At 73.9% G+C, this 21,333-nt stretch carries 20 protein-coding genes; 9 read left to right on the top strand and 11 right to left on the bottom strand.

The window, feature by feature from the left end:
• Window positions 1-43: 43 nt before the first annotated feature.
• The 4 genes from DCW30_RS32405 to DCW30_RS32390 form a co-directional block, all read right to left on the bottom strand.
• Window positions 44-514 carry a DUF5304 domain-containing protein gene (locus tag DCW30_RS32405; RefSeq protein WP_076686712.1) on the bottom strand — a complete coding sequence of 157 codons (471 nt, stop codon included), beginning with the start codon at window positions 512-514 and terminating at the stop codon, window positions 44-46.
• Window positions 515-548: 34 nt separating this feature from the next.
• Window positions 549-1,709 carry an ArsA family ATPase gene (locus tag DCW30_RS32400; protein WP_076686711.1) on the bottom strand — a complete coding sequence of 387 codons (1,161 nt, stop codon included), beginning with the start codon at window positions 1,707-1,709 and terminating at the stop codon, window positions 549-551.
• 75 nt (window positions 1,710-1,784) lie between these two features.
• Window positions 1,785-2,222, bottom strand: a complete 438-nt coding sequence (locus tag DCW30_RS32395; RefSeq protein WP_062781084.1) for an SRPBCC family protein — start codon at window positions 2,220-2,222, stop codon at window positions 1,785-1,787.
• Between the two features lie 83 nt (window positions 2,223-2,305).
• Window positions 2,306-3,076: a metallophosphoesterase family protein gene (locus tag DCW30_RS32390; protein WP_103557504.1), complete on the bottom strand. Its 771-nt coding sequence runs from the start codon at window positions 3,074-3,076 to the stop codon at window positions 2,306-2,308.
• Window positions 3,077-3,374: 298 nt separating this feature from the next.
• On the opposite strand from DCW30_RS32390, the gene DCW30_RS32385 reads away from it, so the two are divergent.
• On the top strand, window positions 3,375-5,171 hold the full coding sequence (locus DCW30_RS32385) for an AMP-dependent synthetase/ligase (RefSeq protein ID WP_076686710.1): 1,797 nt from the start codon (window positions 3,375-3,377) through the stop codon (window positions 5,169-5,171).
• 187 nt (window positions 5,172-5,358) lie between these two features.
• Here the strand turns inward: DCW30_RS32385 and DCW30_RS32380 are convergent, their stop codons facing one another.
• On the bottom strand, window positions 5,359-6,501 hold the full coding sequence (locus DCW30_RS32380; protein ID WP_076686709.1) for a glycosyltransferase family 4 protein: 1,143 nt from the start codon (window positions 6,499-6,501) through the stop codon (window positions 5,359-5,361).
• A gap of 120 nt (window positions 6,502-6,621) precedes the next feature.
• Between DCW30_RS32380 and DCW30_RS32375 the strand changes: the two genes are divergently transcribed.
• Entirely contained in the window at window positions 6,622-7,845 is a 1,224-nt protein-coding gene (locus DCW30_RS32375; protein WP_076686708.1) for a glycosyltransferase 87 family protein, read from the top strand.
• Here DCW30_RS32375 and DCW30_RS32370 read toward each other — a convergent pair.
• From DCW30_RS32370 to DCW30_RS32350, 5 genes are all read right to left on the bottom strand, one after another.
• Complete coding sequence (locus tag DCW30_RS32370; RefSeq protein WP_237283446.1) at window positions 7,802-9,013, bottom strand: hypothetical protein; 1,212 nt, start codon at window positions 9,011-9,013, stop codon at window positions 7,802-7,804. The genes DCW30_RS32375 and DCW30_RS32370 overlap by 44 nt on opposite strands.
• A 37-nt stretch (window positions 9,014-9,050) precedes the next feature.
• Window positions 9,051-10,085 (bottom strand): C40 family peptidase, encoded by a 1,035-nt coding sequence (locus DCW30_RS32365; protein WP_076686706.1) that lies wholly within the window; start codon window positions 10,083-10,085, stop codon window positions 9,051-9,053.
• Window positions 10,086-10,322: 237 nt separating this feature from the next.
• The gene (locus tag DCW30_RS32360; RefSeq protein ID WP_062781070.1) at window positions 10,323-11,354 is read right to left on the bottom strand and encodes a C40 family peptidase; all 1,032 of its coding nucleotides are present in this window, start codon (window positions 11,352-11,354) and stop codon (window positions 10,323-10,325) included.
• A gap of 306 nt (window positions 11,355-11,660) precedes the next feature.
• Window positions 11,661-13,010 (bottom strand): NYN domain-containing protein, encoded by a 1,350-nt coding sequence (locus DCW30_RS32355; protein WP_076686705.1) that lies wholly within the window; start codon window positions 13,008-13,010, stop codon window positions 11,661-11,663.
• A gap of 36 nt (window positions 13,011-13,046) precedes the next feature.
• Entirely contained in the window at window positions 13,047-13,286 is a 240-nt protein-coding gene (locus DCW30_RS32350; protein WP_076686704.1) for a hypothetical protein, read from the bottom strand.
• Between the two features lie 156 nt (window positions 13,287-13,442).
• On the opposite strand from DCW30_RS32350, the gene DCW30_RS32345 reads away from it, so the two are divergent.
• The 7 genes from DCW30_RS32345 to DCW30_RS32315 all read left to right on the top strand — a co-directional run bounded on the left by DCW30_RS32345 (window position 13,443) and on the right by DCW30_RS32315 (window position 19,731).
• Window positions 13,443-14,174, top strand: a complete 732-nt coding sequence (locus DCW30_RS32345; RefSeq protein WP_062781064.1) for a rhomboid family intramembrane serine protease — start codon at window positions 13,443-13,445, stop codon at window positions 14,172-14,174.
• Window positions 14,171-14,452 (top strand): Lrp/AsnC family transcriptional regulator, encoded by a 282-nt coding sequence (locus tag DCW30_RS32340; protein WP_055566223.1) that lies wholly within the window; start codon window positions 14,171-14,173, stop codon window positions 14,450-14,452. The genes DCW30_RS32345 and DCW30_RS32340 overlap by 4 nt, the downstream gene beginning before the upstream one ends.
• 105 nt (window positions 14,453-14,557) lie before the next feature.
• On the top strand, window positions 14,558-14,875 hold the full coding sequence (locus DCW30_RS32335) for a hypothetical protein (protein WP_062781062.1): 318 nt from the start codon (window positions 14,558-14,560) through the stop codon (window positions 14,873-14,875).
• Window positions 14,862-16,319 carry a sensor histidine kinase gene (locus DCW30_RS32330; RefSeq protein ID WP_076686703.1) on the top strand — a complete coding sequence of 486 codons (1,458 nt, stop codon included), beginning with the start codon at window positions 14,862-14,864 and terminating at the stop codon, window positions 16,317-16,319. The genes DCW30_RS32335 and DCW30_RS32330 overlap by 14 nt, the downstream gene beginning before the upstream one ends.
• A complete protein-coding gene (locus tag DCW30_RS32325; protein WP_062781058.1) occupies window positions 16,316-16,984 on the top strand; it encodes a response regulator transcription factor in 669 nt (222 codons plus the stop codon). The genes DCW30_RS32330 and DCW30_RS32325 overlap by 4 nt, the downstream gene beginning before the upstream one ends.
• 82 nt (window positions 16,985-17,066) lie before the next feature.
• Complete coding sequence (locus tag DCW30_RS32320) at window positions 17,067-18,479, top strand: SLC13 family permease (protein ID WP_076686702.1); 1,413 nt, start codon at window positions 17,067-17,069, stop codon at window positions 18,477-18,479.
• A gap of 22 nt (window positions 18,480-18,501) precedes the next feature.
• Window positions 18,502-19,731, top strand: a complete 1,230-nt coding sequence (locus tag DCW30_RS32315) for a glycerate kinase family protein (protein WP_076686701.1) — start codon at window positions 18,502-18,504, stop codon at window positions 19,729-19,731.
• On the opposite strand, the gene DCW30_RS32310 is transcribed toward DCW30_RS32315, so the two are convergent.
• Window positions 19,680-21,116, bottom strand: a complete 1,437-nt coding sequence (locus DCW30_RS32310) for an aminotransferase class V-fold PLP-dependent enzyme (RefSeq protein ID WP_076686700.1) — start codon at window positions 21,114-21,116, stop codon at window positions 19,680-19,682. The genes DCW30_RS32315 and DCW30_RS32310 overlap by 52 nt on opposite strands.
• Window positions 21,117-21,333 lie beyond the last annotated feature (217 nt).

Genomic DNA, 21,333 nt, shown 5'->3' with positions numbered 1-21,333 from the left:
AGTTCGATCGAGCCCCGCTACGGCCCACCGTACCCGAGGGGGGTCAGTCCAGATCGATGTGTTCACCCGCTGACGGGCTCTCGTCGCCGCGGTCCCCGCCGCGCGCCGGGTCGTCGGCCCCGTCCGCGCCGCCGCGGGTCCAGCGGCTCTCCTGGCTTCCGGCCGCCGAGCGGTAGGCGGCGAGCAGCTCGGAGCCGGCCGCGGCGAGGTGGTCGAAGACGTCGGGGTTGCGCTCGATGACCGGTTCGACGGCGGCCTTGGCCTCCCTGACGACCTGCTTCAGGGTCTGCTCGACGGCTCCCTGGGCGACCGCGCCGAGCAGCGGCGCCTGGAGCCCGGAGAGCTTCTCCGAGACGGCGTCGACCAGCTTGCGCAGTTCCTCGGCGGCCGAGCCGGGCGGCTGTCCGTGCCGCTCGCGGCGGCGGGCCTTCTCCGCCGCCAGGTCCTCGGCGCACGCCTTCGCCCAGGCGTCGGCGTCGACTTCGGGGGCTTCGCGCTCCGTGGCATCGCTCATACCACTCGACGTTACCCGAATGGCCGTAGCCCGTTCACCGTCCGCGCGGCCACAGGTCCGGGTCCGGCGTGAAGCGCACCCGCAGCTCGCCCTCGCGCAGCCCGGCGCCCGCGACGGCGCAGCGGCGCAGCGCGGACGGGAGGGCCAGGACGCGGCGGAAGGGGCCCGCGGTGACGACGAGGCTGTCGCCGCGCCGGACCAGGCCGAGCTCCTCGCGCACGGCCCCGGGCAGGGGGATGTGCCAGACGTAGGTGTCGCCGCCGTCGTCGGCGGTGGTGCGGGTGACGGGCCACTCGGCGGGGGCGGGGGGCTCGGCCGGCGCGGGCACGCCGAGCGCGGCGAGGTCGTCGGCGCCGCGCGGGTCGTGCCCGAGGTGGCGGACCCGGCGCACGAGGTCGTACGTGGTCTCCCACTCGGCCAGCGTCTTGTCCTGCTGGGCGCGGAGGGCGGCGAGCCAGGTGTCGGCGGAGGCGTCGGGAAGGACCCGGTTGGCGAGGACGAGGTCGGTGCGCAGCCCGTGCAGGGCGAGCCCGGTGGCGCTCCGCGCGACGGCGTCGGCTCCCGCGGGCCCCGGCTCCGCGACCAGGCGGACGGTGGTGGCGGGGTCCTCGATCACGGCCTGGGCGGCGGCGAGTTCACTCTCCCAGCGGGCGGCGGTCTCATACAGCCAGGCCGCGGGCATGGGGACGCCCGCGAGGCGGCCGAGCACGGGGCGCAGGGCGCGGGCAGCCTGCCGCTCGGGGGGCAGCAGCTTGCGCAGGTAGCGGCGGAGCTGCTCCGGCAGGGCGAGGACGGCGAGGGCCTCGGGGGCGGGCGGCAGGTCGACGACCACGGTGTCGTAGGCGTCGGCGCGCGCGGCGTCGCGCAGGGCGCGCAGCAGGGCCAGCTCCTCGCTGCCGGGCAGCGGGGTCAGCTCCTCGCCGTCGATCCGCTCGGCGCCGAGCAGCTCGAAGGCGGAGGCGGCGCGTTCCTGCACGGCCAGCAGGTCGTCCCGGAAGCGCTCGTCGGGGGCGAGGCGCCACGCGGTGAGCCCGGGGTGCGCGTCCGGCCCGCCGAGGACCGTCCCGAGCGTGTCCCCGCGGTCGGCGGAGACCACGAGGACCCGCTGCCCGGCCCGCGCCGAGGCGAGCGCGGCGGCGGCGGCGACGGTGGTCCGCCCTGAGCCGCCGGGACCGGTGACGAGAAGGGTGCGCATAGGAGTGAACGGTACGTCAGGGCGGACCGGCGGACTCAGCCCCTCCGGCCGCCCGGGACGGCAGGCCTCGCGGGCCTACTTCCCGGACTCCACCCTCTTCTTCAGGCCCGCGAGGGCCCGGTCGATGATGACCTTCTCGGCCTTGCGCTTGATCATGCCGAGCATGGGGATCTTGACGTCCACGGTCAGCCGGTAGGTGACCTGCGTGCCGGAACCGGCGGGCTTCAGGAGGTAGGAGCCGTCGAGGGAGCGCAGCATCTGCGACTTGACGAGGGTCCAGCTCACCTCGTCGTCGCCGGTCCAGGTGTAGCCGAGCGTCTGGTCGTCCTTGATCGCGCCCGCGTCCATGACGAGGCGGACCTCCTTGGCGCGGCCCTGCTCGTCGGTGGCCAGGACCTCGGCCTCCTTCACCTCGCCCGTCCAGTCGGGGTACCGCTCGAAGTCGGCGATCACCCCCATGACCTCGGCCGGCGCCGCCTCGATCGTGATGCTCGAGCTGGTGTGTTCGGCCATGGCCGTGGCTCCTCCAGATGCGGTCCGGTACAAGGGGGTGTCCGAGGTGGTCTACCGCGTGAAGGCTACCGCGCGCCCCGCGCTCACCACTCCAGGGCCCAGGGCCTGCCGGACCCGGCGAAGTGCCCGACGTTCACGCACTCCGTGGCGCCGACGCGCATGCGCCGGACCAGCGGCTGGTGGACGTGGCCGAAGAGCGCGTACCGCGGCCGGGTCCTGCGGATCGCGTCGAGCAGCGCCCGGCTGCCGCGCTCGAAGCGGCGCGCCACGGTGTCGTACAGGAGTTCGGGCAGGTCCGGCGGGATGTGGGTGCACAGGACGTCGACCTCGCCGACCGCCTCGACCTTGGCGGCGTACTCCTCGTCGCTGATCTCGTAGGGCGTCCGCATCGGGGTGCGCAGGCCGCCGCCGACGAAGCCGAAGACGCGGCCGCCGATCTCGATCCGCTCGCCGTCCAGGACGGTGGTGCCGGGGCCGGCGTACTCCGGCCACAGGTCCGGCATGTCGACGTTCCCGTATGTGGCGTACGTCGGGGCGGGGAAGGCGGCGAACAGCTCGGCGTACTGCCTGCGGACCGCCCGCTCGATCGCCGGGCGGCGGTCGACGCCCGCCCAGAGCCGCCTGCCCAGCTCCCTGGCCTCCTCGAAGCGGCGGGCGGTGCGCAGCTCCACCAGCCGGGAGGCGTTCTCCGCGCCGAAGAGGTCGGGGAAGATGCCGCGCGAGTGGTCGGCGTAGTCGAGGAAGAGCACGAGGTCGCCGAGGCAGACCAGCGCGTCGGCGCCCTCGCCCGCGCGGGCGAGGGCCTTCGCGTTGCCGTGCACGTCACTGACCACGTTGACCCGGAAAGCTGGCATGCCGATCACCCTAAGTCGGCCGCGCGGCGGAGGATAGAGGCCCCGGTCACACGGTCGGACCTGCGGTTACTTCCGAGTCGGGAAGCCGGTGGCGTACTGTGCGACGCAGACCACGACGGCGTGTGACGCACCGAACATCTGAGGCCGCCCCCCTACCGGACAAGCCATACCCATGGGTAACGTCCGGGCAGTCCAGTAGTGCTCGGCCCCCCACTTCGACTGAGCACCTGCCCGATCTTGGACCGCACCGTCGCAGCACGACGTCGTGGCGCCGGTGCCCTATGTAGGAGCAGCAGTCTTGCGCGAGTTCAGCCTTCCGGCCCTGTACGAGGTCCCTGCGGACGGCAATCTGACCGATATCGTCCGCAGAAATGCCGCGCAGCATCCGGATGTCGCCGTCATCGGCCGCAAGGTCGACGGACGCTGGCAGGACGTCGACGCCAAGACCTTCCTCGCCGAGGTCCGCGCCACCGCCAAGGGCCTCATCGCCTCCGGGGTGCGCGCGGGCGACCGCGTCGGCCTGATGTCCCGCACGCGCTACGAGTGGACCCTCCTCGACTTCGCCATCTGGAGCGCGGGCGCGGTGACCGTGCCGGTCTACGAGACCAGCTCGGCCGAGCAGATCCAGTGGATCCTCGGTGACTCGGGCGCCGTGGCCTGCGTCGTCGAGCTGGACGCGCACGCCGCCGCCGTCGAGTCCGTGCGCGAGGCGCTGCCGGCCCTGGACAGCGTCTGGCAGATCGACGCGGGCGGGGTGGAGGAGCTGCGGCGCGCGGGCGCCGACGTGACGGACGCGGCCGTCGACGAGCGCTGCGCCGCCGCCGGGGCCGACGACCCGGCCACCATCGTCTACACCTCCGGCACCACGGGCCGCCCCAAGGGCTGCGTGCTCACCCACCGCAGCTTCTTCGCGGAGTGCGGCAACGTGGTGGAGCGCCTGAAGCCGCTGTTCCGCACGGGCGAGTGCTCGGTCCTGCTCTTCCTGCCGGTGGCGCACGTCTTCGGGCGCCTGGTCGAGGTCGCCGCGCTGATGGCGCCGATCAAGCTGGGCCACGCGCCCGACGTCAAGAACCTCACGGACGAGCTGGCCTCCTTCCGGCCGACCATGATCCTCGGCGTGCCGCGCGTCTTCGAGAAGGTCTACAACTCGGCGCGCGCCAAGGCGCAGGCCGACGGCAAGGGCAAGATCTTCGACAAGGCGGCGGACACGGCGATCGCGTACAGCCGCGCGCTGGACACCGCGGCGGGCCCGTCCATCGGTCTGAAGATCAAGCACCTGGTCTTCGACAAGCTGGTCTTCAGCAAGCTGCGCGCGGTCCTCGGCGGACGCGGCGAGTACGCGATCTCCGGCGGCGCCCCGCTCGGCGAGCGCCTCGGCCACTTCTTCCGCGGCATCGGCTTCACCGTCCTGGAGGGCTACGGCCTCACCGAGTCCTGTGCGGCCACCGCCTTCAACCCGTGGGACCGGCAGAAGATCGGCACGGTCGGGCAGCCGCTGCCGGGCTCCGTCGTGCGGATAGCGGACGACGGCGAGGTCCTGCTCCACGGCGAGCACCTGTTCTCGGGGTACTGGAACAACGAGGGCGCCACGGAGGAGGCGCTCGCCGACGGCTGGTTCCACACGGGTGACATCGGCACGCTCGACGAGGACGGGTATCTGCGGATCACCGGGCGCAAGAAGGAGATCATCGTCACGGCGGGCGGCAAGAACGTCGCCCCCGCGGTGATCGAGGACCGCATCCGCGCGCACGCGCTCGTCGCCGAGTGCATGGTCGTGGGCGACGGGCGGCCCTTCGTGGGCGCGCTCGTCACCGTCGACGACGAGTTCCTCGGCCGGTGGGCCGCGGAGCACGGGAAGCCCGCGGGGTCCTCCGCGGCCTCCCTCCGCGACGACGCGGATCTCCTCGCGGCGATCCAGAGCGCGGTGGACGACGGCAACGCGGCGGTCTCCAAGGCGGAGTCCGTCCGGAAGTTCCGGGTCCTCTCCTCGCAGTTCACGGAGGAGTCGGGGCATCTGACGCCGTCCCTGAAGCTGAAGCGGAACGTCGTCGCGAAGGACTACGCGGACGAGATCGAGGCGATTTACCACGGGTAGCGTGGACGGTCCCCGCGCCCACTCGCCGCGGGGGCCCGGCTTCTCGGCGGCTCTCGGTCTCGTGGTGGTTGCCCGCGCAGTTCCCCCGCGCCCCTGACGGGGCGCTGCTCAGGGGCGCGGGGAACCGCGCGACGAGCCCACGACGGCACGCAGCCGCCTACGAGCCCCCGGCAGGAGACCAGCAGGCCTACAGCAGGTCCCGCAGTCTCTCTGCCAAGAGGTCCCAGCGCCAGCGTTCCTCCACCCAGGCGCGCCCCCGCGAGCCCATGCGGGACCGCAGCTCCGCGTCGCCGAGCAGCGTGACGATCCGGTCCGCCGCCTCCTCCGGGGCGCCGCCCCGGACGACCCAGCCCGTCTCGCCGTCGAGGACGGCGTCGGGCGCCCCGCCGGAGTCGCCCGCGACGACGGGCAGCCCCGTGGCGGACGCCTCCAGGTAGACGATGCCCAGGCCCTCCACGTCCAGGCCGCCCCGCCGCGTCCGGCACGGCATGGCGAAGACGTCGCCCGCGCCGTAGTGGGCGGGGAGTTCCGACCACGGGACCGCCCCGGTGAAGCGGACGGAGTCCGCGACGCCGGTCGTGGCCGCCAGCTTGCGGAGGTCCTGCTCATAGGGCCCGCCTCCCACCACCAGGAGCACCGCCTCGGGCTCCCGGGCCAGAATCCGCGGCATGGCCAGGATCAACGTGTCCTGTCCCTTGCGCGGCACGAGCCGCGAGACGCAGACGACGACGGGTCGCTCCGTCAGACCGAGCCGCGCCCGCACCGCGTCGCCCCCCGAACCGGGGTGGAAGGTCTTCTCGTCGACGCCGGGCGGCAGTTGCGCCATCCGCCCCGCCGCGGCGGGCGTCAGCGCGGCGGCGATGCGCGACCGGGTGTACTCGCCGAGGTAGGTGACCGTGTCCGTCGACTCGCCGATCCGGCGGAGCAGTTGCCGCGAGGCGGGCAGCTGCGCCCAGCCGGCCTCGTGGCCGTGCGTGGTGGCCACCAGCCGCGTGGCGCCCGCCTTCCGTAGCGCGGAACCCATGAGCCCCAGCGGCGCCGCCGCGCCGAACCACACCGACGTGCACCCGTGCTCCCGCAGCAGCGAGACCGCGCGCCGGGTGACCCGCGGGGTCGGCAGCAGCATCGTCGTGGGGTCGCGGACGACCCGGAAGGGCTGTTCGGCGTCGAAGGCGGCGGTGGCCTCCGCGCCCTCGCGGCCCCGCTTCCAGGTGGAGGCGTAGACGACGATCCGCTCGGGGTCCAGGCGCAGCGCCATGTTGTGCAGGAACGCCTGGATGCCACCGGGCCTGGGCGGGAAGTCGTTCGTGACGATCAGGGTCTTGTGCATCGCGCCCGACAGTACCGAAGGGGCACACGGCCCCGCCTCTTCGCCCTCCCCCCGGCCCACCCTGCATCATGACCCCGGCGGACGGATACGCAGAACAGGCAGAAGGGGCGAGGCGCATATATGGCGCGCATCCTGATCTTCTGGGTCCTCACCAGGGCCGTGCTGCTGCTCTGCGTCTTCCGTGTGCTCACCGCCCCCGGGCCCGACGTGACCAGCGACGTCTCGGTCATCTACCAGGGCTGGTACGAGATCCTGCGCACCGGCACCTTCCCCCTCGACGACGTCACCTGGCAGTACCCGCCCGGCGCCGCCCTCGCGGTCCTCTCCCCCGCCCTGCTGCCCTTCCTCGACTACGCCTCGGCCTTCTTCGTCCTGGCCTTCCTCGCCGACGCCGCCGTCTCGGGGCTGCTCCTGTGCGCGGGGCTGCGGCCCGGCAGGTCGCCGCGCGGCCTCGTGGTGTGGACGGCGGGGGTGCCGCTGCTCGGGCCGACCGCCTACGCCCGCTACGACATCCTCGTGACCGCCGTCGCGGTCGCCGCGCTGCTCGCCGGGGCCAGGCATCCGCGCACGCTGGGAGCGCTCGCGGGGCTCGGCGCGCTCCTGAAGGTGTGGCCCCTGCTGCTGCTCGTGGGCGTCCCGCGCGGCCGGGCCGCCCGGCGGTCGTGGACGGCGGCCTCGGTCACGGTGCTCGGCGTGACGCTGGTGTCCGTGGTGGCGATGCCGGGAGCGCTCGCCTTCCTCACCTTCCAGCGCGACCGGGGCACCGAGGTGGAGTCGCTCGGCGCCCTCGCCTTCCACGTGGGGCGCCACCTCGGCTGGCGGGGCGAGGTCCAGCTCAACTACGGCTCGGTGGAGTTCCTCGGCCCCTACGTCCCGCTGGTCAGCACGGCGGCGCAGGCACTGACCCTGGCCGCCTTCGGCTGGCTCCTGCTCTGGCGGCTGCGCGCCCGCGCCCGGCCGTGGCCCGCGGGCACGCTCGCGGACGCGGCCTTCGTGGCCGTGCTGCTCTTCACCGCCACGAGCCGGGTGATCAGCCCGCAGTACATGCTGTGGCTGGTCGGGGTCGGCGCCGTCTGCCTGGCGTTCCGCACGAGCGGCATGGAGCTCCCGGTGCGGCTCGTCCTCGTCGCCACGCTCGTGACGTTCCTGGAGTTCCCCGTCTGGTTCTCGCACGTGGTGGCCGGCGATCCGCTGGGCGTGGCCCTGCTCCTCGTACGCAACGGCCTGCTGGTCGCGGCGGCCGTGCTCGCCTGCCGGAGCCTGTGGCGCCGCTGCGCCGGTGAACCGGTGCGGGGGACGGTCAGCGCAGCTCGGAGCGGAGATACGTGCGCCAGCGCGCCGTGAACTCGGCCGGCGTGGTGTCCAGCACGTCCCGCAGCGCGTCCGCGACCGCGCCGGTCCGCTCGTCGTGGGCCCCCACCGCGCGGTAGAACTCCCCCAGTTCCCGCTCGCCCCACTGCTCGGCGATCATGCGGCAGGCCAGCCACGAGCCCTCGTAGGCCTCGGCCAGCCGTTCGGCACGGCCGCCGAAGCCGAAGTCCGCGTCGTCGGGGAGCCCGGCGGGCAGCCGCCCGTCCCGCACCGCGCGCCGCAGTTCGGGCGCGGCCCGCGCCGCCGTGCGTCCCGTGCCGCGGTAGCCCACCCAGTCCGCGAAGCCCTCGGAGAGCCAGAGCGGGGTGGCGCGCGAGGTGCGGGAGCGGGTCGCCACGTGGACGGTCTCGTGGGTCATGACGACCTGTTTGCCGAAGTCGCCGAGGACGCCGTACGCCTCGGGGTTGACGATGACGCGGTCGGCGGGGGCGCGCCCCGAGCCGCCGACCTCTCCGGTGGTGACCGCCGCTATCCCCCGGTACCCGGCGGCCGGCGCCCCCAAAAGGCCCGCCATGCCGTCCAGCGTGCGGGGAACGAGGACGACGACCTTGCCGGGCCACTTCTCCCGCCACGCCTCGTCCACCGCGGGCACCGCACGGTCGGCGAGGTCGCGGTAGGCGCGCCGGTCCGCCGCGCTCTGCCCGACCCCGAGGACGAGGCTGTGCCTGCCCCGCTCGGCCCGCACCGGGCCCTGGTCCCAGAGCTGCTGGCCCGCCTTCCTCGCGGGCCGCTCCGACGTCACGTACCACCGCCCGTCGTGCCGCTCCAGGGCGAGCGTGCGCTCCGCGGTGCGCGGGGCGCGGTCGTAGCCCTTGACGCGGTAGCTGAGCTCGGCGCGCGCGGTGGCCCTCGCGCCCGAGCGGTCGAGGCCGGTCAGGCGGTACTCCCACGCGTCGAGCGGCACGTCGCGGACGTTGGCGAAGAGGTCCGTGGGGGCGCGCCCGCCCGCCGCGCCCCGCTCGGTGCGCTCGTACGCCTTCTCGTCCCGTTCCAGGACGGCGTGTGCCCGGCGCTCCAGGAGCCTGCGCACGTCGCCCGCCGCGGAGTCGGGGACCGGGTCTCCGCCGCAGCCCGCGAGCACGGCGAGGCAGAGCGCGACGCACAGCGCCACCGCCCCCGACCCACGCCCGTGACCAGCCACCTTCCCGATCGTACGGGCCTGCCCGGCAGGCGGCCGGTCAGATACGGGTCACGGAGGAGACCGGCATCATGCCGACCGGGTCGTAGCGGACGGGCGCGCCCGGGTAGGGGGCGTGCACCACCTGGCCGTCGCCGACGTACATCCCGATGTGGCTCGCATCGTCGCGGTAGGCGACGAGGTCACCGGGCCGCACCTCGGAGAGGGAGACCTGCCGTCCGGCGTGCCGCTGCGCCTGCGAGGTGCGCGGCAGCCCGACCCCGGCCTGGGCGTACGACCACTGCGTGAGGCCCGAGCAGTCGAAGCCGGAGGGCCCGTTGGCGCCCCACACGTACGGGCGGCCGACCGCGGACCTGGCGGCGGCCAGGGCGGCCGCCGCGCGCGAGGACACCGCCCCGGCGGGCGCGGGGAGCCCCGCGCGGTCGCCGCCGCGCGAGGCCCTGTCGTAGGCCCGGCGCTCCTTGCCGGTGAGCGAGTTGAGCAGCCGTCTCGCCGTGGCGAGCTTGTGCTCGACGGTGCGCTTGTGGCGGGCGACGACGGCGCGGCTCTTCTCCAGCTCGGCCAGCGCGCGTCCGGCCTCGGCGCGCTCGCGGGCGAGGCCGCGCTGGGCCTTCTGGAGGTCGGTGAGTTCCCCGGCCTGGCGGAAGGTGACGCGGTCCAGGACGGCGGCGCGGTCGAGGTAGCCGTCGGGGTCGGAGGAGAGCATGAGCAGCAGTGCGGGGTCGATGCCGCCCTCGCGGTACTGCGCCTGGGCCAGCGCGCCGAGCTCGCCGCGCATTCCGTTGATCCGCTCCTGGCCGCGGGCGACGCTCTCCTTGGCCCGCTTCACCTGCGCCCGCAGCTTGTCCGTGCGCTCGTCGGCGTCGTTGTACGCCTCGGTGGCCCGCTCGGCCTCCTCGTAGAGCCGGTCGATCTCGGCCCGGGTGTCGGCGGGCCTTTCGGGCCTGAGCTGGGGCGCCGCGCCCGCGGGTGCGGCGGCCAGGGCGGCGGCAGCGGTGGCCGCTGCCGCCGAGAGGACGGTGACACGCGTGCTCCGGTCGGTGCCGGGTCGTGCGGGACGACGGTGGGACCCCACTGGGCGCCGCTCTCCCTTCCGCTGGAGGACCCCCGCTCTCCGGGGGAATGCGCGCCGACAGTAGCCGTGCGACCAGCACGGGACCAACGTCCCGGATGGGTGCCCAAACGCCTGCGCCCCGCTTCAGACGCAGGTCATCAGCGGGGCGCGGGGGTCAGCGGGGGGTGCCGTAATTCGCCCGTTCGGGCGGATCGGCGGGCCGTTGGCGCCGGGCGGGGCGGAGCGGGGCTCCGTGGTTCAGACGCGGACGCCGAACTGGAAGGTGCCGAGGTAGGACATCGACTCGTAGCGGACGTTGGCGCCCGGCTTCGGGGCGTGCAGGACCTGGCCGTTGCCGGCGTAGAAGCCGACGTGCGCGAGGTTGTTGAAGAAGACCAGGTCGCCGGGCTTCAGCTCGCCGCGGCCGATCCTCGTGCCGTCGTTCTGCTGGGTGTACGTGGTCCGCGTGATGGAGACGCCGGCCTGCGCGAACGCCCACTGGGTGAGCCCGGAGCAGTCGTAGGAGTTGGGGCCGGTGCCGCCGGAGACGTACGGCTTGCCGATCTGCGTCGCGGCGGCGCTCAGGGCCGCGGCGCCACGGCCGGAGGCGGGGGCCTCGTCGCCGAGGTCGGCGCGCTGGTCGGCGGCGCGGCTCGCGCGCTTCTGCTCCTTCTCCGCCAGGTCCGCCTTCTCCTTGGCGGTCAGGGTGTTGAGGAGCTTCTGGGCCTCGCCGAGCTTGCCCTGGACTTCCTGCTTCTTCTTGCCGAGCTCCTCGCGGGTGTCCGCGAGGTCGTCGAGCTTGCCCGAGGCCTCCTTGCGCTTCTGCGCGAGGTCCCGCTGCTTCTTCTGGATCTTCTTGAGCGAGTCGACCTGCTGGCTGCTGAGCTGGTCGAGCGTGGACGCCTTGTCGAGGTAGTCGTCCGGGTCGGAGGAGAGGAAGAGCTGCAGGGAGGGGTCGATGCCGCCGGAGCGGTACTGCGCGCTGGCCATCGAACCGAGGCCGTCCCGCAGCTCGTTGAGCTCCTCCTGGCCGTCGGCGACCTTGTCCTGGAGAGCGCCGATCTGCTTCTCCAGCTTCTCCTGCTTCTCCTTGGCCCCGTTGTACTTGTCGGTGGCCCGCTCCGCGTCCTCGTAGAGCTTGTCGACCTTGGACTTGACCTCGTCCTTGCTCGGCTTCGGCGCGGCCTGGGCGGCGCCCTGCGAGGTGAGGGCCACGGCAGCGGCGGCGGTCGCGGTGAGCACGGTCACGCGGGTGCGGCTCGGCTGCTTGGGACGACGGTGGGACGCCACGCGGGCGGCTCCTTCTTCCTCCAGCCGCCTACCGAGACCCGGTGGGCGGGCACCATCGCCGTCACCCCGAATGGGTGATCAACTAAGCGAGGGTTCGAGGCGAGACCCTAGTGACCTTCCTGTGATCAGTTCAAATTACCGGGGCGGAAAATCGTTCGCGAGGCGCATATTTTACCGATGGCGCACAGCCCGTGATGATCTTCTGACACTACGTCGCGCCCATGGGCCGTCAATTCGGGCATACAGCACAGGAGTTGCGTGAAGCCCCTTTAGTCCCGCGAAAGCCGCGGTCCGGCCGTGCGCGGCTCAGCCCCGCGAGAGCCGCTTCAGGAGCACCGCCGAAGCCACCGGCCGCGCACCGGCCTTGGCGATCCCGTCGGCCACCTCGCGGTCGGTCGAGACGACGACCACGGGCCTGCCCGGCGGCTCCGCGCGCACGAGCTGACGGATCAGCTCGTCGGCGGTCACCCCCGGCTTGGAGAAGAGCACCCTGACCCCGCGCGGCGGCGCGAGCAGCACGGGAGCGGCCAGCTCCGCCCCGTCGAAGACGCAGGTGACCTCGGCGCCCGACTGCAGGGCGAGCTGCGAGAGCGAGCCGAGCAGGCGCAGCCGCTGCTTCTCCAGCGGCATGGTCGGATAGCCGGTCTTGGTGACGTTGTAGCCGTCGACGACCAGGTGCGCCTGCGGCAGCGCGAGGAGCTGGTCGATGACCGCGGGGTCGCTCTCGGAGAGGGCGCGGGCCGCGATGTCCTTGGGCGACATCCGCCCCGGCTCGACGGCGTCCACGGTCTCCGCGGGGCGTACGGAGACGGGCGGCAGGGCCAGTTCGCGCCGGAGCCCCTGGGCCGCGTCGAGCACCGTGTCGAGCAGCAGCCGCACCCGCATGTCCTCGACGCTGCGCCCCTCGCGCGCCGCCTTGCGGCTGGCCTCGAGGGCGGCCTCGGTCTCGCCGAGCCGCGCCTTGAGCCGCCGGGTCTCGCTCTCGGCGGCGGACACCTGGGCCTGGCTCTCGGCGCGGACGGCCTCCGTCCGAGCGGCGGCCTTGCGCAGCGCCGCCTCGCCGCGCTTGACGTCGCTGAGCGCCCCGCGCAGCTTGCGGTGCAGGGACTCGGCTTCCCTGCGCGCCGCTTCCAGCTCGGCGCGCAGCCGCTCGGTCTCGGCCCTGGTCTGGCCGCGGGCCGCGGCCAGCTCCTCGCGCAGCCGCTCCAGCTCGGCCCTGGTCTCGTCGTCCGCGCGCTCGGCGTCGGCCCGCTGGGCCTCCTCGCCCGCCGCGGTCACCAGCTTCACCCAGCCCGCGGGGCGCAGCACATAGGCCGCCGCCGCCACGTCCAGGGGGTCGGCGGCCGGGGGCGGGGCGCCCGCGTCCAGGGCGCCCGCCAGCTCGGCCTGGGACTCCCTGAGCCGTTCGCCGATGCGCTGGCGGAACAGGGCCTCGCTCTCCAGGGCGGCCGCCATGGCGTTGCCCGCGAACTTCGCGCGCCGGGTGGGCGTGAAGCGGGCGTACTGCCGGAGCTGGGCGGGGAGCTCGGCCAGGGTCAGGCCGCCGAAGGCGTCCGAGACGAGTCGGACGACGCGCCGGCGCACGCCGTCCGGCAAGGGGCGGTCGAGCACCTCAGCGGTGCCGTCGTCCGGCTCCCCGCCCGCGCTCTGCACCATCCGTCACCCCACTTGCCGTGCGGGCCCCGCTCCCTCTCAGGAGTCGGTGCCCGGCCTGTCCACCAGTTCCACCTGATCCACCGCGTTGCACCAGCGGCAGCGGACCGACTCGATGGTCTCACTGACCACCTCGCGTTCCTCCACGTTCGACTCCCCCGCGAGGTCGAGATGCACATACTCGACGACCTTCGAGCTACGGGTCACGTCGAAACGCGTGAGGTTGCCGCACAGCTTGCAGCGCCACCGGGTAGTGGCGGTCGGCAGGGGAACCGTCATCGTGGCTGATCGCTTTCCTCGGTGGCGTGGCACTCGTCCGGGTTTCCGTGGTGCGTATTGCCCGCAACCTTAAGGCCTGTAAGGGGCACCGCGCGGCGGTGTCCACCCCGGCATGGCGGTCTGTGCGGGTAGCGCCCGTTACGTCATGCTCTGTTCATGATCAACGCATGGAGTACGCGGGCGAGCCGGCTCTTCGGCGAGCGGTCCGCCCCGGTGACGTACGGACTGATCGCCGCCTGCTGCCTGGTCTTCCTGATCTCCCCGGTCTCCGGGCTGAACCCCGGCTACGGCCGCGGCAACGAACTGCTCGGCGCGCAGCAGGCCTACTTCGAGCGGTGGGGGGTGGTGCCCACCGAGCTCTTCGGCGGCGTGCCGAGCGCCGCGCTCGGCCCGTTCACGGCCCTGTTCGTGCACGGGAGCTGGATCCATCTGCTCGGCAACATGCTCTTCCTCTTCGTCTTCGGGGCGATGGTGGAGGAGCGCATGGGACACCTCACGTACGCGCTCTTCTACGTCGGCTGCGGCTATCTGGCGCTGCTCTCGTACGCGGCGGCGCACGCGGACTCCCAGCAGACGCTCGTCGGGGCCTCCGGGGCGATCTCCGCCGTCCTCGGGGCCTTCCTCTTCCTCTTCCCGAAGGCGCGCGTCACCAGCATCTATCCGTTCCTCTTCTTCCTGCCGCTGCGTTTCCCCGCCTGGCTGGTGCTGCCGTTCTGGGTGGCCCTGCAGTGGCTGGCGGCGGGGCGGGACGGCCAGGGCACGGGGGTGGCGTACCTCGCGCACCTGGTGGGCTTCTCGCTGGGGTTCCTCTCCGCATGGGTGTGGTCCTCGCGGAGGGCTAAGGTGAAAGGCACCGCACCGGCCATCGAGGGAGACAGCCAGCCGTGATCACCGCGATCGTGCTCATCAAGACCAGCGTGGACCGGATCCCGGAGATCGCCGAGTCGATCGCCGCGCTCGACTCCGTCAGCGAGGTCTTCTCCGTCACCGGGACCTACGACCTGATCGCGATGGTGCGGGTGCCGCGCCACGACGACCTCGCGGACGTCATCCCCGGCCGGATCAGCAAGATCCCCGGCGTCGAGGGGACGGACACGCACGTGGCGTTCCGCACGTACTCCCAGCACGACCTGGAGGCGGCGTTCGCGATCGGCCTCGACTCCTAGGGTCAGGGGCCGCCGGGCCCGGGGAGCGCGCGCCGAGCGGTTCATGAAGGTTTCCTCATCCGCGGCTCATCAGGACGCGGCGGCACGTCGTGCAGGATCGCGGGCATGGTCTTCTCCCACCGCATGGCGGCCCTGGCAGCCGTCGTGGCGATACCGCTCGGCATCGCCGCGACGAGCTACCTGCTGACGGACAGCCCCACGCCACCCAAGGCTCCGCCCAAGGTCGAACTGCGCAGCGACTCCCCCTCCGCCACTCCCACCAGCGCCCGGCCCACCCCGAGCGACGAGACGGTGCCCCCGCCGCCGGTCGGCGGGAACACCCCGGGCGACGACAGATCACCGGGCGATGACAACGACGACGACGCGGACGACGACGCGGGCCGGGGCGACAGCGACGACGACGGCCCCGGTGACGACGGCTGAGCCCCCGCGCCGCCGGATATCCGCCCGGGTCCGCATCCTGCTGTGGCTGCTCGTGGTGATGGCCGTCGCGCTGACCGCGGTGGCCGCCACCACGCGCTCGGTGCTGCTGCGCGACGTCGACCACCGCGTCGGCCGGCTCCTCGCGCAGGAGACCGGGGAGTTCACCAACTTCGTGAAGGAGGGCGTCGACCCGCACACGGGCGAGCGGTTCACCGACCCCGAACCGCTGCTGCGGCTGTTCCTCTCCCGGCAGTACGCCGACCCCGACGAGGAACTGCTCGGCCTGATCGGCCGCCAGGGCCGGGGCCCCGCCAAGAAGGAACAGTCCAGGGAGCCGCGGATCGACCACCCGCTCGCCGGCGACCCCGCCTCGCTGAAGGCGGTCTTCGACTCCCCCGACGCCACCGGCACGCTGGACCGGCCGGGCGGCGAGGTCCGCTGGGCCAAGGCGGTGATCGAGGCGGGTCCCGGGCACCCGGAGGCGGCCTTCGTGGTCGCCTTCCACCCGGCGGGGGAACGCGCCAAGGCCGACAGCGTGTTCACCATGCTGCTCGCCATCTCCGGGGTCGCGCTCCTGATGACGACGGGCATCGGCTGGGTCGTCGCCGGGCGCATCCTCAAACCGGTCAGGCTGGTGCGGGCCACCGCCGCGCAGCTCACCGAGCAGGACCTCACCCAGCGCATCCCGGTGCAGGGCCACGACGACGTGGCGGCGCTCGCCGAGACCTTCAACGGCATGCTGGACCGCCTGGAGCGGGCCTTCGCCGCCCAGCGGGAGTTCGTCGACGACGCGGGCCACGAGCTGCGCACCCCCATCACCATTGTCCGCGGCCACCTGGAGCTGATGGACACCGCCACCGACAACGCCGCCGAGCGCGAGGAGACGGTCCGCATCGTCACCGAGGAGCTCGACCGGATGAGCCGCATGGTGGAGGACCTGCTGCTGCTCGCCAAGGCCGAGCGGCCCGACTTCGTCACCCCCGGGCCCGTCCAGCTCGCCGAGCTGACCGCGGACGTCTTCGTCAAGGCCAGGGCGCTCGGCGAGCGCGACTGGCACCTCGCCGAGGTCGCCGACACCGAGGCCAGGCTCGACGCCCAGCGCATCACGCAGGCGATGGTCCAGCTCGCCCAGAACGCCGTCCAGCACACCGTCCCCGGCCAGCGCGTCGGCATCGGCTCGCGGCTGCGCGACGGGGACATCGAGCTGTACGTCGCGGACAGCGGCCCCGGGGTGCAGCCGCAGGACGCGGCGGTGATCTTCGAGCGGTTCCGCCGCGGCACCGCGCGGCGCGGCTCCCGCTCCACCGGGGCGGGGCTCGGCCTCGCCATCGTCAAGGCCATCGCCGAGGGCCACGGCGGGCGCGTCGAACTGCGCCCCACGGACGGCGGCGGCGCCACCTTCGTCCTCGTGCGGCCACAGCAGGAAGGGGCGGCCCGCCCATGAACCGCGTACTGATCGTCGAGGACGAGGAGCGCATCGCCTCCTTCGTCGAGAAGGGCCTGCGCGCCAACGGCTTCACCACCACGGTGGTCGGCGACGGCGAGAGTGCTTACGACTACGCCCTGACCGGCGGCTTCGACCTGGTCGTCCTGGACATCGGGCTGCCGGGCAAGGACGGTTTCACGGTCCTGCGGCAGCTGCGCGAGGCCCGGGTGGCCACGCCCGTCATCGTGCTGACCGCCCGCGACTCGGTGCGGGACACCGTCGCGGGCCTGGAGGGCGGCGCCGACGACTGGATGACCAAGCCGTTCCGCTTCGAGGAACTGCTCGCCCGGGTGCGGCTGCGCCTGCGCACGGCGGCGTGGGCGCCGGAGGTCACGGTGCTGCGCAGCGGCGATCTGACCCTGGACCTGCGCACCCGCAGGGCGCGTTCGGGCGAGCGCACGGTGGACCTGACGGCCCGTGAGTTCGTCCTCCTGGAGCTGTTCCTGCGCCATCCGGGGCAGGTGCTCTCACGCGAGCAGATCCTCTCCCACGTCTGGGGGTACGACTTCGACCCCGGCTCCAACATCGTGGACGTGTACGTGCGCGCGCTGCGCAAGAAGCTGGGCGCGGAGCGGCTGGAGACGGTGCGCGGGATGGGCTACCGCCTGCCGGACGCCGGATGAGGACGGGCGCACCGCCGGGCCGGTGAAATTTCCTTCATGCTCGGCTCATTGAGGGCTCACGGCGCCGCACCACGCTGGACACGTGACCCTGACTCCCCTCCGAGCCGTCACGCTGTGCGTCGCGCTCAGCGTCTGCGCGCTGCTCGCGGTCCCCGGCAACTTCCCGGGGCTCGGCATCGACGCCCGCCTCACGCTCGCCGTCTTCGCCCTCGCGACCTGCGCCTGGATCGGCACGCCGATCGACGACACCTACATCGCGCTCGGCGCGGGCCTCGCCCTGACCGCGACCGGCGTGATCAGCAGCGACACCCTCTTCGGCACCCTCGGGGACGAGACGGTGTGGCTGCTGATCTGCGCCTTCGTGCTCGCCGCCGCCGTGGCGCGCAGCGGGCTCGCGGGGCGGGCGGCGACCTTCCTGGTCAGCGGGGCGCGCAGCGTACGGCAGCTGACCCATCTGACGACCGCCGCGCTGGTCGTGACGGCCTTCGCGGTGCCCGCCACCTCCGGGCGCGCCGCGCTCGCGCTGCCCGTCTTCCTCGCCCTGGCCAAGGTCCTCGCCGACCGAAGGCGCCTGGTCGTGATGCTCGCGCTGCTCTTCCCCACCGTGATCCTGCTCTCCGCGGTCGCGACGCTGATCGGCGCGGGCGCCCACCTGATCACCGTGTCGGTGCTCTGGGAGGCCACCGGTGACCGCATCGGCTTCACGCAGTGGCTGCTGCTCGGTCTGCCGCTCGCCGTCGCCTCGTCCCATCTGGCCGCCGAGGCCGTGCTGCTGACGACCACGCGGCGCGCGGACCGCAGGGGCCCGGTGCGCATCACCGTCGAACAGCTCCAGGCCCACAGCGAGCGGCCGGTCTCGGGCCCCTGGGAGCCCGCCGAGACGCGCTGCGCCCTGCTGCTCGCCACGGTCGTCGCGCTCTGGTGCGGCGAGCCCCTGCACCGGGTGCCGCCCGCCGTCGTCGCGCTGATCGGCGCCGTCGTGGCCGCCTCCCCCGCCCTCGGCACCGTGCGCCTCAAGGACGCCCTGAAGACGGTGCCCTGGGCGCTGCTGCTCTTCATGGCGGCGACGATGGCGATGGGCGTCGCCCTGGCCGACTCGGGAGCGGCGACGTGGCTGGTCGGCGGCCTGCCGCTGGATGTGCCCCCGTGGCTGTTCCTGGCCGTGGTCGTCTGTGTGAGCACGGCGGCGCACCTGGTCCTGCAGTCCCGCTCGGCCCGTTCGTCCGTCCTGGTCCCGCTGGTCGTCGCCGCGGCGGCCGGCGCCGGAGTCAATCCGGTCGCCGCGGCCCTGGCCTCGACGGCGGCGGCGGGGTTCTGCCACACGCTGCCCGCCTCGGCCAAGCCGGTCACCCTGTTCGCCGACATCCCGGGCACCCCCACCTACACCCCGCGCGACCTGCTGCGCCTCTCCGCGGTCCTGGCCCCGCTGACCGCCGCGCTCGTCCTGCTCTTCGCCGTCACGCTCTGGCCGCTGCTCGGCGTCCCCGTCCGCTGAACCCGCCCGCACAGGAGATCTCATGCTGAACCGTTTCGCCATCGCTCCCAGCGGCTTCAAGGAGTCCCTCTCCGCGGGGGCCGCGGCCGAGGCCATCGCCGCGGGCGTACGCCGTGTCGTCCCGCACGCGGAGACCGACCTGATCCCGCTGGTGGACGGCGGCGAGGGCACCGCCCGCGCCCTGGCGTCCGCCGACGGCGGCCGGCTCGTCGCGCTGCCCGCCACCGGGCCCGTGGGCCAGCGGATCGGCACGCACTTCGCGCTGCTCCGCGACGGCACGGCCGTCGTCGAGATGGCGGCCGTCGCCGGGCTCTCCCTGGTCCCGCGCGATCTGCGCGACCCTGGCGCCACCACGACGTACGGCGTCGGCGAGCTGATCCGCGCCGCCCTCGACGCGGGCGCCCGCCGCGTCCTCGTCGGCTGCGGCGACTCGGGCACCTCCGACGGCGGCGCGGGCGCCCTGCAGGCCCTGGGGGCCCGCCTCCTCGACACCGACGGCTGGGAGCTGCCGCGCGGCGGCCGGGAGCTGGCGCGGCTGAGCCGGATCGACGCGAGCGGCCTGGACCCCCGCCTCGCGGACACCGACATCCGCGTGGCGTGCAACCCCTTCAACGTGCTCTGCGGCGAGCGCGGCGTCGCCCGCGTCTTCGGCCCCCAGAAGGGCGCGACCCCCACGCAGGTCGAACAGCTCGCCGCCGCCCTCGAACACTGGGCGCACGTCCTCACCCGTGACCTCCGCGCCGCGACCGACCTCTTCGAGGGCGCGGGCACCGGCGCGTCCGGCGGCCTCGGGGCGGGTCTCGCCGCCCTCGGCGCGCGGCTGCTGCCCCGCTTCGACGTGCTGCTCGGCCGGATCGACCTGGACGCCCGCCTGGCCCGCGCCGACCTGGTCGTCACGGCGGAGGGCGCCCTCGACCACCAGACGCCGCGCGGCAAGATCCCGGCCGAGGTGGCCCGCCGCGCCAAGCGCTCGGGCCGCCCGGTCCTGGTCCTCGCGGGCACGATCGGTCAGGGCGCCCACCAGGTGCGGGCGGTGGGCGTCGACGCCTACAGCGCGATCCTGCCCGCCCCGGTCACCCTGACCGAGGCGCTCGGCAGAGGCGGCGAGTTCCTCACCGACGCCACCGAACGGGCCCTGCGCATGATCCTGCTCGGGTCGCGCCTGACGCCCGCGGGGGTGGGCCGGACGTCCCTGACGGGTCAGGCGGCGACGCCGGTGTCCGGCACGCAGCGGCCGTCCTCGGTGCGGTAGTTCCACCGGGCGCCGTCCGCCACCAGCTCCTTGACGGCCCGTACGAAACGCTCGACGTGCTCGTCGGGGGTGCCGGCGCCGAAGCTGACGCGGATCGCGTTCAGCGACTTCTCGCCGGGCGCGGCCTCGGGGGCGCCGCACTCGCCGGGCTCGTCGGCGTCGCTGCCGAGCAGGGTGCGCACCAGCGGGTGGGCGCAGAACAGGCCGTCCCGTACGCCGATGCCGTACTCGGCGGAGAGCGCCGCGGCGAAGTGCGAGCTGTTCCAGCCGTCCACGACGAAGGAGATGACGCCCACGCGCGGCGCGTCGTCGCCGAAGAGGGAGAGCACCCGCACGGCGGGCACCTCGGCGAGCCCTTCGCGCACCGCGGCGATCAGGCGCCGCTCCCTGGCCACCAGCGACTCGAAGCCCGCCTCGGTGAGCGCCTTGCAGGCGGAGGCGATGGCGTAGACGCCGATGACGTTGGGCGAACCGGCCTCGTGGCGGGCGGCGGTGTCGTGCCACTCCACGTCCACGCCGCCGCCCGCTTCCCTGGGGCGCCGCGTCACCTTCCGCGAGGCGCCGCCGCCCGCGAGGTAGGGCTCGGCCTCCCGCAGCCAGTCGGAGCGGCCCGCGAGCACGCCGGAACCGAAGGGCGCGTACAGTTTGTGCCCGGAGAACGCGACCCAGTCGGCGTCCAGCTCCCGTACGGAGACGGGGTGGTGGGGGGCGAGCTGCGCGGCATCCAGGACGATGCGGGCGCCGTGCGCGTGGGCGACGGCGGCCAGCTCCCGCACCGGCCACAGCTCACCGGTGACGTTGGAGGCGCCGGTCACGCAGACCAGGGCGGGCCCGTTGGGGCCTCCCCCGCTCGAACGAAGCCGAGAGCTCGGGGAAGGGTCGCGGTCGGCGAGGGCGCGCTCCAGGGTCCGCACGGCCTCGTCGGGCGTGCGCGGCGCGTCGAGGTAGGTGACCCGGGCGTCCCGCCACGGCAGCAGCGAGGCGTGGTGCTCGGTCTCGAAGACGAAGACCTCGCAGCCGGCGGGCAGCGCGGCGGCGAGCAGGTTCAGCGAGTCGGTGGTGGACCGGGTGAAGACGACCTGGTCGCCCTCGCGGCAGTCGAGGAACGCGGCGACGGTCGCCCGGGAGTTCTCGAAGAGGTCGGTGGAGAGCTGCGAGAGGTATCCGGCGCCGCGGTGCACGCTGCCGTAGTAGGGCGCGTACGCGGCCACGTCGTCCCAGACCCGCTGGAGCGCCGGGGCGCTCGCCGCGTAGTCGAGGGCGGCGTACGTGACCTCGCCGCCGGTCACGAGCGGCACGGTGACGTCGCCGCCGAGCACCGGCAGCGGCGCCTCGCAGCAGGGGTCGGCGGGGGTGGTCTGGGCGGTGGCGGTCCGTGCGGACATGGCGAAGTCTCCCTGCGGGCATGGTGGAACAGCTGCGTAAGATCCCGTGCGGCGGCGGAACAGCGGTTCCGCGTACGGGTGTTGCCTCGACGCGCGGCGCTCTGGGCCGGGCGGAGGGGGTACGGCGAACGGGGCCCGAGGCCCTATCGCATTCGCTTGCTCACGAGACTGCTCCCTTGAGGACCAGGACCCCAGGGCTGTGACATCCGACGATGTC

The sequence above is a fragment of the Streptomyces alfalfae genome (genome assembly GCF_004127445.1).
In the GTDB taxonomy this organism is placed as follows: domain Bacteria; phylum Actinomycetota; class Actinomycetes; order Streptomycetales; family Streptomycetaceae; genus Streptomyces; species Streptomyces alfalfae.
The sequence above is the reverse complement of the archived record's forward strand: the minus strand, read 5'-3'. Positions and strand labels throughout refer to the sequence as shown.